Annotated in this window: 13 protein-coding genes; 2 read left to right on the top strand and 11 right to left on the bottom strand. The window is 29.7% G+C overall.

Annotated elements, in window-relative coordinates; genetic code table 11:
* Positions 1–159: 159 nt before the first annotated feature.
* From GAPWK_RS07475 to GAPWK_RS07500, 6 genes are all read right to left on the bottom strand, one after another.
* Positions 160–681: an SMI1/KNR4 family protein gene (locus GAPWK_RS07475; protein ID WP_025315620.1), complete on the bottom strand. Its 522-nt coding sequence runs from the start codon at positions 679–681 to the stop codon at positions 160–162.
* Between the two features lie 780 nt (positions 682–1,461).
* Positions 1,462–1,782 carry a DUF7716 domain-containing protein gene (locus GAPWK_RS07480; RefSeq protein ID WP_025315621.1) on the bottom strand — a complete coding sequence of 107 codons (321 nt, stop codon included), beginning with the start codon at positions 1,780–1,782 and terminating at the stop codon, positions 1,462–1,464.
* A 51-nt stretch (positions 1,783–1,833) separates the two neighbouring features.
* Positions 1,834–2,331, bottom strand: coding sequence for a hypothetical protein (locus GAPWK_RS07485; RefSeq protein ID WP_025315622.1), 498 nt, complete (start codon positions 2,329–2,331; stop codon positions 1,834–1,836).
* Positions 2,332–2,938: 607 nt separating this feature from the next.
* Complete coding sequence (locus GAPWK_RS07490) at positions 2,939–3,118, bottom strand: hypothetical protein (RefSeq protein ID WP_025315623.1); 180 nt, start codon at positions 3,116–3,118, stop codon at positions 2,939–2,941.
* Between the two features lie 9 nt (positions 3,119–3,127).
* Positions 3,128–3,961: a hypothetical protein gene (locus tag GAPWK_RS07495; protein WP_025315624.1), complete on the bottom strand. Its 834-nt coding sequence runs from the start codon at positions 3,959–3,961 to the stop codon at positions 3,128–3,130.
* A 462-nt stretch (positions 3,962–4,423) separates the two neighbouring features.
* Positions 4,424–4,744 (bottom strand): carboxymuconolactone decarboxylase family protein, encoded by a 321-nt coding sequence (locus GAPWK_RS07500; protein ID WP_025315625.1) that lies wholly within the window; start codon positions 4,742–4,744, stop codon positions 4,424–4,426.
* Between the two features lie 599 nt (positions 4,745–5,343).
* Here GAPWK_RS07500 and GAPWK_RS07505 point away from each other — a divergent pair.
* Positions 5,344–7,560: a TonB-dependent receptor gene (locus GAPWK_RS07505; protein WP_025315626.1), complete on the top strand. Its 2,217-nt coding sequence runs from the start codon at positions 5,344–5,346 to the stop codon at positions 7,558–7,560.
* 64 nt (positions 7,561–7,624) lie between these two features.
* Here the strand turns inward: GAPWK_RS07505 and GAPWK_RS07510 are convergent, their stop codons facing one another.
* Positions 7,625–8,536: a helix-turn-helix transcriptional regulator gene (locus GAPWK_RS07510; protein ID WP_025315627.1), complete on the bottom strand. Its 912-nt coding sequence runs from the start codon at positions 8,534–8,536 to the stop codon at positions 7,625–7,627.
* Between the two features lie 142 nt (positions 8,537–8,678).
* On the opposite strand from GAPWK_RS07510, the gene GAPWK_RS07515 reads away from it, so the two are divergent.
* Positions 8,679–9,899 (top strand): MFS transporter, encoded by a 1,221-nt coding sequence (locus GAPWK_RS07515; protein WP_025315628.1) that lies wholly within the window; start codon positions 8,679–8,681, stop codon positions 9,897–9,899.
* Positions 9,900–10,065: 166 nt separating this feature from the next.
* Here GAPWK_RS07515 and GAPWK_RS07520 read toward each other — a convergent pair whose 3' ends face one another.
* The 4 genes from GAPWK_RS07520 to GAPWK_RS07535 all read right to left on the bottom strand — a co-directional run bounded on the left by GAPWK_RS07520 (position 10,066) and on the right by GAPWK_RS07535 (position 14,056).
* On the bottom strand, positions 10,066–11,103 hold the full coding sequence (locus tag GAPWK_RS07520) for a T6SS immunity protein Tli4 family protein (RefSeq protein WP_025315629.1): 1,038 nt from the start codon (positions 11,101–11,103) through the stop codon (positions 10,066–10,068).
* Between the two features lie 85 nt (positions 11,104–11,188).
* Positions 11,189–12,220, bottom strand: a complete 1,032-nt coding sequence (locus tag GAPWK_RS07525) for a T6SS immunity protein Tli4 family protein (RefSeq protein WP_238551108.1) — start codon at positions 12,218–12,220, stop codon at positions 11,189–11,191.
* 86 nt (positions 12,221–12,306) lie between these two features.
* Positions 12,307–13,344, bottom strand: coding sequence for a T6SS immunity protein Tli4 family protein (locus tag GAPWK_RS07530; RefSeq protein WP_025315631.1), 1,038 nt, complete (start codon positions 13,342–13,344; stop codon positions 12,307–12,309).
* A gap of 319 nt (positions 13,345–13,663) precedes the next feature.
* Complete coding sequence (locus GAPWK_RS07535; RefSeq protein ID WP_148296401.1) at positions 13,664–14,056, bottom strand: hypothetical protein; 393 nt, start codon at positions 14,054–14,056, stop codon at positions 13,664–13,666.
* Positions 14,057–14,077: the final 21 nt, after the last annotated feature.

The following is a 14,077-nucleotide window of genomic DNA, read 5'->3' on the forward strand; positions in this document are numbered from 1 at the left end:
CAAAACAATGTTCAATGGGAAATCGTTAATGGCTTGGAATTCCAAAATTAACAATAATTATCGTGATAATTTTATAAAAATCGTCAATGCTCACAACTAATCAGTAAGAAAGTGATGATTTATGTGAAAAATCGCTATAGTTTAAAAACTTATAATGATTTATTTTTTGGAAAATATATACCAAGCAATAAAACTTGCTATAACAAGAATAGCCGTTTTAACTATACGATTTTTTAAATTATTACTTACCTTTTTTATCTCAACCGCATCGATTAATTCATCAAATAATTGAATAAAATCACCAAATGAATTTGAAACATGAGCAATCCCTTGCTCTTCATTTGACCATAGATAAATAGTTCCATAATCTTCTTCTTTTAATGAGATTAAGTAACTATTGAGGTTATGATCATAAGCAAAAGGTAACATGAATTGCAATTCAGGATTTTCAATTAATAATTCATTATACATTCGTGTTATAGTCGAATGACCATATTTGATGCTATAAAAACCACTCAAATACTCACAATTATGATCATTGACTTTAGGAAAATCCCCGCCATTAAATTCATGGAAAAAATCAAGAAAAGAGGAAGGGATTTTTTCATTAAATAATCGGTTGAATTCAATAATATCTTCGTAGGCCAATTTTTGTTGACTATTCTCAAGTACCAATGTCATTTTGTGTTTCCTTTTTAATATTCAATATTTGATTTTCCTATGGTAATCACCCCATGACATATTCAATTCTAATATCAATAATTCAATAAGGTATTGTTTTAAACCCTATAAACATATTATAAATCATATAAATAACCAAATCCATTTTAGCATTAAAGATGATTAAAATAATGGTGTTGTTAACATCTATTACAACTTGTTTAATAACAATTTTTTATTGAAAAAGTTTTTAAAGTTCAATGTGATTGACTGAACTGATTGTAACAGAAAATCTGAACGTATTTTTGCCAATTTTGTCCGTTTTTAACTTTTTGAGAAGATTAATACAAAGAACTTCCATAAATTTGAGAATTTACTTCAAAATTCGAATTTTGTTCACAATATTGTCTTATATATTGGATAAAATATTTAAAAATTTTGAAATTAAGAGATCGCTATATCAATTTGAGACTAAAGAATATCCATTGTTATAACAGATATTTATCTTTTCATGACTATATTTTATTTCTACTCTGGATTAAATTATGGCTGGCAAAATTTTATAATTTTATTAATTTACTACTCTGCCGAGTACTTGATCATCAAATCACGCGATAGATTTAACATAGCGTTAAATTAAATAGAGGCTTTATTTAAAATAGATAAACTTAGTCTGATATGTCCTGATTATTAATATTATTAAACGTAATGACAATAGAATTATTAACTTTCAATGATCTATTGTCATTTGTAAACGATTAAAGTGGGATTAAGAATAATTTATTAAAAAGTTTAATAACTTTAATCACTGTATTGTAAAAAAGCGTCATTTTCAAAATAGAAAACAAAAGAGTCAAACAATTCATCTATTGTTGGGTTATCTGAATTATTATTAGCTACAATGACAATATCTTCAATATCAGCCTGTTCTAATGTAGCTATCCACCCTTCTTCAATAACTTGCTTAGGTAAATTAATTTCGTAATTATCGTCAATATCCTCAACTCCACAAAATCCTATTGTATCAAGCGTCCATGATTTTGAATCTCGTGGTAGATAAAACCAAAATCTCGGCATGTCTTTAATGTTAATTAATAGATCATGTATAGATATAAATTCCATTTTCACTCCATAATATTTATGAAAATATCTTATTTTTCTTGTTGTCTATTTTTATTTTATTGGTATTTTGGGATAAACTTGAAAATAACGCTTTAACGAGACTGGACATGTCACCAAAAGTGGATATTTTAAAGCCGATGGCAAACTTTTAACCGGCTTACTAAACAGTTTAACTACCCAACCATCACTACCGTTTGGCGACATAAATTTGAAACTTATGGTATCGTCACTCAGAATTTCAATTTCTCCAACTTTGAAAATACTCGGCGTTAAGCCATCATCTTTCCCACCAATAATAACATAATCAACAATTTTTTTAGTCTGAGAATCAAGCAAATATACGTATAACTCTTCGTCATAAAGTCCCATATCAACATCAATAACAAACAATAATAGATAACGATTATTGTAAAGATAGGCAGCTTTTAAATCACAAACATCCAGTTTGTCATGATAACAAACACCATCGACTTCAACCTGAGCACCAATAATTCCCTTTTTGTTGCTAGGTAATGCCTTTAAAATAATATTGGACAATGGTTTTATCATAATTATTTCCTTATAAAATATACAACTCCAATACAATAATATTAACAAAAAAGTTTATCAATATAAAAATTGAGTTATTCATTTTTAAAATAATTAGAATGATGAGTTGAATCCTCTTATAAACAGCATAGATTACAATAATTAATTTACCTAGTACTAAACAAGCCTTTTTATCCTAATGCTAATAAATCTTCCTTTTCTTAAATGCTGGAAATAGAAAAAACAAATTATCAACATTAAAGTTCTTAACAAAAAATTCTTATCTGTGATGTTATTGCTAATACAGTCGATGGTATTTTTTAAAATAGGTTAAAAAAATATTCAATGATAATAATACTCCTTATCAACAATACAACCTCATTTAAACTAGTTTATTTTTTAAAGAAGTAATTGCCAAATCACTTCATAATTTAGACTAAATAAATTTATCAATATTTTAATTGGCAATGCTGTAGCTGGTATATGAGAACTAAATGGTAGAATTTTTAAATATATGTTTTTTAAAGTAGTACTAATATGCCGACGTCTTTTGAACGGTTAGCCACTAAATTTACTAATTTTTTTAAAAAGAAAATGGTCAAAAATAAAATAAAGGAAATGCTTTCTTTTATAAAGTAATACTATCTGATGTTAATGAACCAATAATAGAAACAATTAATTCAAAAGCTCCAATTATTAACAACCCAAATAAAGCTAGCAAACCAATATCATTTGAACGTATCTCTTTAGGGGCGTCAAATACATGTAGTTTACTAACCTTACCTTTTAATAAACTGTATTTAGCCATTATTTTCTCTTAACTTGATAATTCTTTTTTTTCTTTTAAATTGGTCGTATAGCCTCGCTCATCAATTACTTCTACCCAATCAGGTAAGTTAGGGGTACGGCAATAATAGTAAGCATCAGGATCTAGCTTTTTTATTCTTTCAAATTCAGGAGTTTGCGGATCATCATACAGTTCAGGATCGCCTGAGCGATTAAGTTTTTTAAAACGATCATGTTCTTCTACACTACTATGCAACCAAGGTTTCGGATAGCCTAAAGTAGCAAAAATTCTATTGCTAATAAAAGAATAGCGTCCCCCTGCTAAGAAAAAAAGTATAATGGAGATCAGCAAAAACATAATAATAGTTGCAATAGTTCTAAAAATGAAATCATCAGGATCTTTTTCTAAATCAAAAAATGCAAGAATTGTTAAAAATAGATAAGCGAATAAACACATCACACCTGAAACTATGGAACAAAATTTTAATTTTAATAGCGTTGGTACACCGATTGAGCGAGGAAAATATAAAGCATGGTATTGAGGCATTCGCACTGCGTAGGATTGATATTGGTTAGTGTCAATTTGCTTAACTACCATTTCAACATAATCCCCCTCTTTAAAACCAACATGCTCTAGATTCCCTAATACCTCTTTTTTACCTATATAACAATAAAAAGTCTTTCCTTTTAAAGTAATATTACCTATGGCTAATGAATCAATAATATCAATAAGTAATTCAAAAGCTCCAATTATCATTAATCCAAATAAAGCTAGCCAACCAACGTCACCTGAACGTATCTCTTTGGAGTCGTCAAATACATGTAGTTTACTAACCTTACCTTTTAATAAACTGTATTTAGCCATTATTCTTCTCTTAACTTGATAATTCTTTTTGTTCTTTTAAATTGGGCGTATAGCCTCGCTCATCAATTGCTTCTACCCAATCAGGTAAGTTAGGGGAACGGCAATAACAGCAGGCATTAGAATCTAGTTTTTTATTCTTTCAAATTCAGAAGATTGCAGATAGTAACGTAGTTCAGGATCGCCTGAACGACTGAGTTTTTTGAAACGATTATGTTCTTTTGCTCTGTCACGTTAGTAAACGTTTTGGATAGCCTAAAGTCGCAAAAATTTATTACTAATAAAAACACATCGCTCCTGCTGCTACTGCAAATTCTGATTTAAATACACTATTTAAATATTTTATAATAGGATATTTTCCTTACTTATTGATTTATCATAGCATTGAAAATATTACAAAGGAAATGTAAAGTTAAATAACTTCAATAATTACTTATTATGTTTGAAGTATTGATAACGTTAAAATTAATCTTTCCAAATTTCTTTAGCTAAACGAAACGCAGCCCAAGCTTTAGGCCAACCAACATAAAATGCTATATGAGTCAAAATTTCTGCTATTTCTTCTTTTGTAATGCCATTAGTTTTAGCTGTCTGTAAATGAAACTGTAAAGAACTGTCTAAAATACCACTGGCAAGCAGTGCAGTAACTGTTACTAAGCTTCGATCTCTTGCTGATAGCTCTTTTTCTCTAGACCAAACTTCTCCAAACAATACATCATCGTTAAGTTCTGCAAACTTAGGTGCAAATTCTCCTAGAACATCCCTTCCTGCTGTTACTTTATTCATAAGTTTCTCCAATAAGTTCTAAATTAGTTTCTACAACCCAATATATGTCAATGCAACCGACGGTAAGCCTAATCTAATACGGTATAATTATTATAATTAAATATCGATACATTTCACTTTAAATATGCTTGTTATAATAATATAACTATGTCTTTTAAAAAGGTTTATACGGTTTCTATTAATATTTAACTCCTTTTCATCTATTTTCCACAAAATAATATGATAATTTCATTTATATTTTATAAGTAATCATTTATGTCACCTCATAAAAAGCATTTTAAACATAATTTTGGCATCGTTGTGATGACATTACTTCATAGAACTTCTTGGCATTAAATAATTGATATCAGATATATTTTTCATATAGATAAATCAATCACTTAAATAATCAATAATAAAATTTAAAAAATTTAGACCTGATTCGGTTATTTTTGACCGATTAGGGGAGCCCTTTTTTAGTAAAACACTTAACTTATAAATGATAATTATTCTTATTTAAATATATCTAATGATGCTAATTAAATGGAATGTTAGATGGTGGTTCATAACTGTGTAAAGCATGCACTAATGCTTTTATAAGTAATATTAGGAAATATTATATGAGATACAAATTAGCTTTTACGGATAGAATAACTAATTCAACCTTAGTTTATTCTGATAAAAACAATATTGGTTCACCTTGGTTATTGGCAGGTATTTTCTGCTTATCTTTTAATGCGATGGCTGACACCGTTGAGGAAAAAGATAACGCTAATCAAATAGAACAATTAACAGTTACAGCAAGGCATGTAAAAGAGTCTGCTAAAGATATTCCGTTTACCATCAATATTATTGATGATAAAAAACTTGTTGATCACCGCGAAAATACTTTAGAAAAGACTTTAAATGATACCGTTGGTTTGCAAGTTATTAGTAATATGGGTGCAGCTAAGTCTATAAGGATGCGCGGAGTTGGATCGATACTACCAATGAGTGGTGATGATAGTTCTGTTAGTATTAACGTGGATGGTATGCCACAGTCAAAAAGTAATACAACTTTAAATTTACTTGATGTTCAACGTGTAGAAATATTAAAAGGTCCACAAGGGACGTTATTTGGTCGGAATAGTGAAGCTGGAGCTATTAATGTTATTTCTAAAAAACCAACTCAGTATTTTGAGTCAACTTTTAGAACAGAATTTGGTCAGCAAAATCAGATATTAACTGAAGGCGTAATCAGCGGCCCGTTAAATGATAACTTAAGTGGACGTTTTGCTGTTCGTTATGATGAAGCAGATAGTATTTTAGATAATATTAATGATGATAAGCCGGTTAGCATTCTTAGAAATAAAATAGCAAGAGGTTCACTATTATGGGAGGTTTCAGATCTCACTTCTGTATTATTTATTTCTGAAATAGAAGAAGCCATGGGTATGGATGATATGTATATGATGCGACCTTATGGTCATCATCCTAAAATTGATATTCCTAATAGTAGTGATAAAAACGATAAAAAAATTTACCGTTTCAATTTAAAGGTTGAACATGAGCTAAACAATAGCTTATTAACATCTATTACTAGCTATTCTTATAGCAAAAGTGATAGAAGATCGCCTATTTATGAAGGTAAGTTATATAATCATTTAATAGGTATGTCTCCACCTTCTAACTGGTCATTTTTAACTAAAGAGAACCTTTTTAATCAAGAATTTAGAATATCGTCAAAACCGGAAGCTTCTATATTTTGGGTGGCAGGTATTAACTACTATACCAATAATCGCCATAGAAACACCTATGATGTTATGGATGTGTTTTATCCTACTAATTCATTGAATGCTGATATTAGAAGGCAATTTGAAACCGATAATTTAGGTATTTTTGGTGAAATTACCTACCCTATTACAGATAAATTCAAATTAACCGCCGGCATTCGTCAATCATATGAAAAGAAAAATTATCATGCAAAATGGTTGGCTAATTCAATTTATACCAATAACGCAATAGGTATGCCAACCTTAGCTTTTGATAAACAAAAAATAACTGATAACTTTACCACTGGACGACTTGGTTTAAATTATGTCATTAACGATTATGCTACTGTATATGGATTGTATTCTAGGGGTTATAAAACAGGTGGTTTTAATGATGAAGGTACTGACTTTGCCACTTTGGGCCGTTCTGATCAAGCCTATAAATCAGCATATGTAAACTCTTATGAATTAGGGGTTAAAGTTGAAAATAATACAGTAGGATTCAATAGTGCATTATTTTATAATAATACTAAGCGTGAACATTTAATGGCTTATAATCCTGCAACTTTTATATCTGTTGTTGAAAATTATGATATTCGAAGTTATGGTGTCGAATTAGATGGTTTTTGGAAAGCACCTGGAAATCTAGATTTTACTGGTGGCATAGGCTACACCAATGCTAAAATCACTGGAATCCCCAATGTAAGCTTAGCTCAAGTAAAAAAACGTAACGAGGTACCTGACACTGCTCAATGGAATGCTAACTTAACAGTACTTCATTCTATACCACTTGATTTAGCTTCTGGATTATCATTGGAAACCAGAATTACTAATCGTTATATTGGTTCACGTAAAGCAGATATTCAAAATAATTTTGGGCTAAAACCTTATAACAAGCTTGATGCTCGAATTTCTATTAAAAGCGAAAATGCCGAATTTTATGTATGGGGAGATAACCTATTAAATAAATCTTATGATTTGTGGGGATATTATATTCCTGCTATGTATCATGGTGGTCCAGATGCAACAATTGGTTCTCCAGGTAGAGGACGAACTTTAGGAGTTGGTTTCATTTATAATTATTAACAATAACTATAAAGGTATGTATTTTGATAAGGTCAATTACAGTTTAATGATAATTTTGCTGCCACTATTCATTTAAAAAATTCGAATTTTGGCGGCGTATCTCTTTGGGTAACACTCCAAACTGTTTTCTAAAGGCCGAACTAAAATGACTAATATTGCTATACCCCATCATAACTGCCGTTTCTGTAACACTATTTTCCATTAAAAGTTGTTTGGCTTTATTCATCCTTTCAGTCAAAAAATAAGCATATATACTTTTACCAAAAACCTGCTTAAATCCTTTTTTTAACTTACTCTGATTAATACCTACCTGTTTAGCTAACCATTCGATAGTAGGAGGATTAGTTAGATCACTTACTAAATAGTTGCGTACATAATTAAATTGTTCATATTCCCATTGAGTAAATTCTTCCTTTGTCAGAAGACTATCAAAAGACTTAAAATACCAATTTAAATATTTTAGTACATGAGCATATAATAAGAGACGATTTGTTACTTTACAGTCAGTGTTTTGCATTAAATAAAATAGCTGTCGAGCACAGGATAATACATTAATGCTTTGATGTATTTGAAGGTGTTGTAGAAAAAAGTCAACTTTTGCTGATAGACACGAAAAATGAAAATCCATATCTTTGATTAAAATATCTAATAATTTTGGCATTATCATCACTTCAATGTTACAAAAATCTTTGGAATGTTGTAAATGAAAAGTCTCGCCATTAGCAAATCCAAAAGTTAAATCCCCTTTATGAGTAATAAACTGTCTATCTTTAACTTTAACATTTAATTCACCCTGTAGCTGGCAATTAAAGCATAAATAATTATTACTGCTAGGAAATTGTTTATAAACATCTATAGCATCTAAATGTTCAGCAGTTACCATACTCACAGATAAACCAGGCTGAAGCTCTATAGAGATTGAACCATAAATATTATTATCCGACTTATAATTGTTTAACATTTCATATAAATGCATATCAGCTCCTTCATAACACTTAAACGATAACAAATATCATTTGCATTTACAATAAAATAAAGCTACTATTCTTTGTAATTTTTAGCAAAAAAATAAATTCTCCCATAGATTTATAAAAATAAATGATTTATGAAAATGCTTTATGGATAACAAAAATACTAGCAGTAATCGCCGACCTTATTTTCTATTTTTAATTGCCCAACTCTATATTATTCAGGGTATTCCTGTTGGTTTAGCGTTTGATGCTTATCCTATTTTATTGCGTGATGCAGGCGTATCACTGGCTATAATTGCAATAATTCCCCTAGCGGGAATACCTTGGGTAGTTAAATTTCTATGGGCGCCATTAGTAGAAAATTATTGGCTGGATAAAATAGGTTATCGTAAAAGTTGGCTACTCCCTATGCAGTTTTTATTAGCTATATTAATTGCAGTAATTGCTTTTACACCTTTTACCGAAGATACTACCAGCCAATTAATTGGTATTATTATTTTATCTTGTATAATTTCTGCCACTCAAGATATTGCTACTGATGGATTAGCCGCTGACTTAGCACAAACAAATACCATTACACAAATTAATAGCATTCAAGTTATGGGGAATATTGCTGGAATGTTAATTGGTGGCGCTGGAGTGAGTATCTGCTATGACTATATTGGAAAAACTTATAGTATTTTATTGCTCGTTGTAATTATTATTTTTTCAATTGCACAACTTCTGTTGTGGAAAGAGCCTAAACTATTTTATACTTCAGAACCTAAACCTCGAGCTAAACTTAGCCTTTTCTTTAAAAGACCAAAGGCTTATTCAATGTTATTACTTGCATTACTCATACCTTTTGCTGGTTCAGTGATTTTAACAATGTCTAAATTGATTCTTTTAGATCGTGGTTTATCGGTTAGTGATGTAGGACTATATACAGGTATTGGCGGTTATTTAACAATGATATTAGGTTGTATACTTGCTGCTTATTTACTAAAAAAACATCCACCTAGCTATACTTTAAAATTAGGTTTTAGTCTACTTGCATCCTTAGCTTTTAGCTGGAGTATACTGAATTATTACCCTAGTTATATTAATCCAGTTACCGTCATGATATCAATGACATTATTGGGAATTGGTATAGGATTTATTAATGTTAGTATCTATACCTTTACCATGATTTATGCAAAACAAAGCAAACAAACGGCTACTGATTATGCCGTATTTCAAAGTACGTTGTTACTCTCAGAAATTATTGGTTCTTCCCTCTCAATGACACTAGTGGAATATTTTAACTATTTTGTCGCATTCTTAAGTGCTTTAATCGCTATTATTGCTATTTTTGTTTTAAATAAAAAATATTTGAAACTATTTACATAATATCATTGATAATTATTAATCTATGTATAAGGATTATTAAGTTATTTTTTAAATCCGTATAAAACATATTTAGTTTTTATAAATTGAAATACTATTTACTAAGAATAGTTAATCTTTAAAAATCATCACTTATAAAGTCAAATTATCCCAAAGATTAATTAAATAATCATTGCTCTGTTGCTCTTCGTTTAATTGAGGCTTCAATTTTTTTTGCTAGTTCATATATCTCATCTTTCGTCAGCGGAGTTTTGCCTTTGGATTCGCTCTGTTTGCCAATTACTGACATAATTAACCATGGGTAATTTTTTGAACTTTGTTTAGCTACTGGATACTGTTCGACAATACTATAGTAACCGTAATCAGACGGAGCGTTATCTTTGTAACGTATTTCCACAAAGCTTGCTAATCCTTTTCGTCCATCCATCTTAATATCTCGATACTTAAACGGAAAGCCTAATAATTTGATATTTTTAATGTTATCATTATTAATATCATAATTCGTATTCCAAAACAGATTGATTTCATCTTTGCTGCTAAAGCTCAATGAATTAGTAAATGACCAAGTACTCTCTGAAAATGAAATGACAATATCGGGATGTTCATTTAAGCGAAAAGAGACCGTCATATTAATTGGCATCGTTTTATCATTACCAGCAACAAAACCATAGGGTATACATTTTCCTGCTTCTTTAGGCACTTCAAACAGTTCTCGAACTCTAAAATTATTGATAATGAATTCAGCATTTTGTTTGTAAAATGCAAAATCTTTTTCCTCACCTTGGTAACGTTCATTTGAATAGAATGTATAAATTCGTTCATTGGCTATTAAAGCTAGATTACTAGCATAATCACTATAATAACCAATTAATTTATTGTTATTATTTATATTTTTAATTTTATACTGGCGTTTAGATTTCAATCGTTCATCATAATCGCTATTTAATTGATTAACAATGTTTTTTAGAATTTTTTTGTTAAATTTACCATCAGCAATGTCTATATTATTATTATTATAATTAAACGTAGAAAGAATAGCCCATTTACCGTCTAAAAAATAGTTTGGATAATTTGATCTAGGTTGTAAATAACGCTCAATCGGAAAAAGAGCGATTTCAATATTATCAGGAAGATCAATAGAATAAGATCCAATGCATTCGGTTTTAAATGTTAAATCAGCTGCCTGCGTAATACTGCTGATAGTCATACAGGTTGTGAATAGTATAAATCTTGTTATATCACTTCTAATCAATTTCAAAGAAGCCAAATTTCTAATCCTTTTAAATGATCAATCATTGCTCTGTTGCTCTTCGTTTAATTGAGGCTTCAATTTTTTTTGCTAGTTCATATATCTCATCTTTCGTCAGCGGAGTTTTGCCTTTAGATTCGCTCTGTTTGCCAATTACTGACATAATTAACCATGGGTAATTTTTTGAACTTTTTTTAACTACTGGAATATGTTCGACAATACTATAGTAGCCGTAATCAGACGGAGCGTTATCTTTATAACGTATTTCCACGAAGCTTGCTAATCCTTTTCGTCCATCCATCTTAATATCTCGATACTTAAACGGAAAGCCTAATAATTTGATATTTTTAATGTTATCATTATCGATATCATAATTCGTATTCCAAAACAGATTGATTTCATCTTTGTTGCTAAAGCTCAATGAATTAGTAAATGACCAAGTACTCTCTGAAAATGAAATGACAATATCGGGATGTTCATTTAAGCGAAAAGAGACCGTCATATTAATTGGCATCGTTTTATCATTACCAGCAACAAAACCATAGGGTATACATTTTCCTGCTTCTTTAGGCACTTCAAACAGTTCTCGAGTTCTAAAATTATTGATAATGGATTCGGCATTTTGTTTGTAAAATGCAAAATCTTTTTCCTTACCTTGGTAACGTTTATTAGTATAAAATGAATAAATTCTATTATTTTCAACAAATAACACTCTAGATGCTTTATCTGCATAATATCCAAAACCATTATTTTGCTCAAATAATTCTACTAAAATATTAGGATTATTAATTTTAACATTCTTGTTTGAGTTATATAGTTTTTGTTTAATATTGATCCATTCTTCATTTTTCCATTTTGCTGTAATAGATAAGTCATTATCATTATAATTAAAAGTTGATAAAATTGCCCATTTACCATCAGAAAAATAGACTGGAAATCTTGTTTTAGGTTCAAAAAATTTATTGGTAGGATACAGTGCAACCTCAATATTATCAGGTAGATCAATAGAATAAGATCCAATGCATTCGGTTTTAAATATTAAATCAGCTGCCTGTGTAATACTGCTGATAGCCATACAGGTTGTGAATAGTATAAATCTTGTTATATTACTTCTAATTAATTTCAAAGAGGCCAAATTTCCTAATCCTTTTAAATGATCAATCATTGCTCTGTTGCTCTTCGTTTAATTGAGGCTTCAATTTTTTTTGCTAGTTCATAAATCTCATCTTTCGTCAACGGAGTTTTGCCTTTGGATTCGCTCTGTTTGCCAATTACTGACATAATTAACCATGGGTAATTTTTTGAACTTTGTTTAACTACTGGAACATGTTCGACAATACTATAGTAGCCGTAATCAGACGGAGCGTTATCTTTATAACGTATTTCCACGAAGCTTGCTAATCCTTTTCGTCCATCCATCTTAATATCTCGATACTTAAACGGAAAACCTAATAATTTGATATTTTTAATGTTATCATTATTAATATCATAATTTGTATTCCAAAACAGATTGATTTCATCTTTGTTGCTAAAGCTCAATGAATTAGTAAAATTGCGTGTATTTTCTGAAAATGAGATTACAATATCGGGATGTTCATTTAAGCGAAAAGAAACTGTCATATTAATTGGCATCGTTTTATCATTACCAGCAACAAAACCATAGAGTATACATTTTCCTGCTTCTTTAGGCACTTCAAACAGTTCTCGAGTTCTAAAATTATTTATAATGGATTCGGTATTTTGTTTGTAAAATGCAAAATCTTTTTCCTTACCTTGGTAATGTTCATCCGAATAGAATGTATAAATTCGAGCATTGGCTATTAAAGCTAAATCACTAGCATAATCATTATAATAACCAATTAATTTATTGTTATTATTTATATTTTTAATTTTATACTGACGTTTAGATTTCAATCGTTCATCATAATCACTATTTAATTGGTTAACAATGTTTTGTAGAATTTTTTTGTTAAATTTACCATCAGCAATGTCTATATTATTACGATTATAATTAAACGTAGAAAGAATAGCCCATTTACCGTCTAAAAAATAGTTTGGATAATTTGATCTAGGTTGTAAATAACGCTCAATCGGAAAAAGAGCGATTTCAATATTATCTGGAAGATCAATAGAATAAGATCCAATACATTCGGTTTTAAATGTTAAATCAGCAGCCTGCGCAATACTGCTGATAGCCATACAGGTTGTGAATAGTATAAATCTTGTTATATCACTTCTAATCAATTTCAAAGAAGCCAAATTTCTAATCCTTTTAAATGATCAATCATTGCTCTGTTGCTCTTCGTTTAATTGAGGCTTCAATTTTTTTTGCTAGTTCATATATCTCATCTTTCGTCAGCGGAGTTTTGCCTTTGGATTCGCTCTGTTTGCCGATTACTAATAATATTAACCATGGGTGATTTTTTTACTACTTGTAAGAACAGTAGTCAAAAAAAATCCAATGATTAACATTAAATGATGTTGTAGTTTTTTCATAAAATCTAGACCAATCCTAATACTATTCTTCAACTTTAATAGTATAAGTTTTCTTAAAGTCTCTTCCCGGACACGACATTGTACCGTAAGTACCTCCATAAAGTTTTATTGTGATTGTCCCTGTAACTTTAGGTGTTCCTTTTACTTCAAGATGATTATAGGTAACATATTTTGTTCCTAAACCTCTAGGAGATAATTCAAGTCCTGATTTTTCTGGTTGGATATCATAGTAAAAGTTATCCTGATCAGTGTAGCCACCGAAAACTTCAATTTTAGCATAATAGGGAGTACCTAATATGGCATTGGGTAACGACTTCGGTCGAACTTCCATTTTTTCCATACAAAAACAACCGTTAAGAACAGTAGTCAAAGAAAATCCAATGATTAACATTAAGTGATATCGTATTTTTTTCATATAATTTATTTAGTTTAATTG

The sequence above is a fragment of the Gilliamella apicola genome, assembly GCF_000599985.1.
Taxonomy (GTDB): domain Bacteria; phylum Pseudomonadota; class Gammaproteobacteria; order Enterobacterales; family Orbaceae; genus Gilliamella; species Gilliamella apicola.

Bases quoted from the DNA above. Each gene is read 5' to 3' on its own strand.
- GAPWK_RS07480 (WP_025315621.1), bottom strand. From the start codon at position 1,782: ATGGAATTTATATCTATACATGATCTATTAATTAACATTAAAGACATG.
- GAPWK_RS07530 (WP_025315631.1), bottom strand. From the start codon at position 13,344: ATGGCTATCAGCAGTATTGCGCAGGCTGCTGATTTAACATTTAAAACC.
- GAPWK_RS07510 (WP_025315627.1), bottom strand. From the start codon at position 8,536: ATGCATTTATATGAAATGTTAAACAATTATAAGTCGGATAATAATATT.
- GAPWK_RS07505 (WP_025315626.1), top strand. From the start codon at position 5,344: ATGAGATACAAATTAGCTTTTACGGATAGAATAACTAATTCAACCTTA.
- GAPWK_RS07515 (WP_025315628.1), top strand. From the start codon at position 8,679: ATGGATAACAAAAATACTAGCAGTAATCGCCGACCTTATTTTCTATTT.
- GAPWK_RS07500 (WP_025315625.1), bottom strand. From the start codon at position 4,744: ATGAATAAAGTAACAGCAGGAAGGGATGTTCTAGGAGAATTTGCACCT.
- GAPWK_RS07495 (WP_025315624.1), bottom strand. From the start codon at position 3,961: ATGGCTAAATACAGTTTATTAAAAGGTAAGGTTAGTAAACTACATGTA.
- GAPWK_RS07490 (WP_025315623.1), bottom strand. From the start codon at position 3,118: ATGGCTAAATACAGTTTATTAAAAGGTAAGGTTAGTAAACTACATGTA.
- GAPWK_RS07525 (WP_238551108.1), bottom strand. From the start codon at position 12,220: ATGGCTATCAGCAGTATTACACAGGCAGCTGATTTAATATTTAAAACC.
- GAPWK_RS07520 (WP_025315629.1), bottom strand. From the start codon at position 11,103: ATGACTATCAGCAGTATTACGCAGGCAGCTGATTTAACATTTAAAACC.
- GAPWK_RS07485 (WP_025315622.1), bottom strand. From the start codon at position 2,331: ATGATAAAACCATTGTCCAATATTATTTTAAAGGCATTACCTAGCAAC.
- GAPWK_RS07535 (WP_148296401.1), bottom strand. From the start codon at position 14,056: ATGAAAAAAATACGATATCACTTAATGTTAATCATTGGATTTTCTTTG.
- GAPWK_RS07475 (WP_025315620.1), bottom strand. From the start codon at position 681: ATGACATTGGTACTTGAGAATAGTCAACAAAAATTGGCCTACGAAGAT.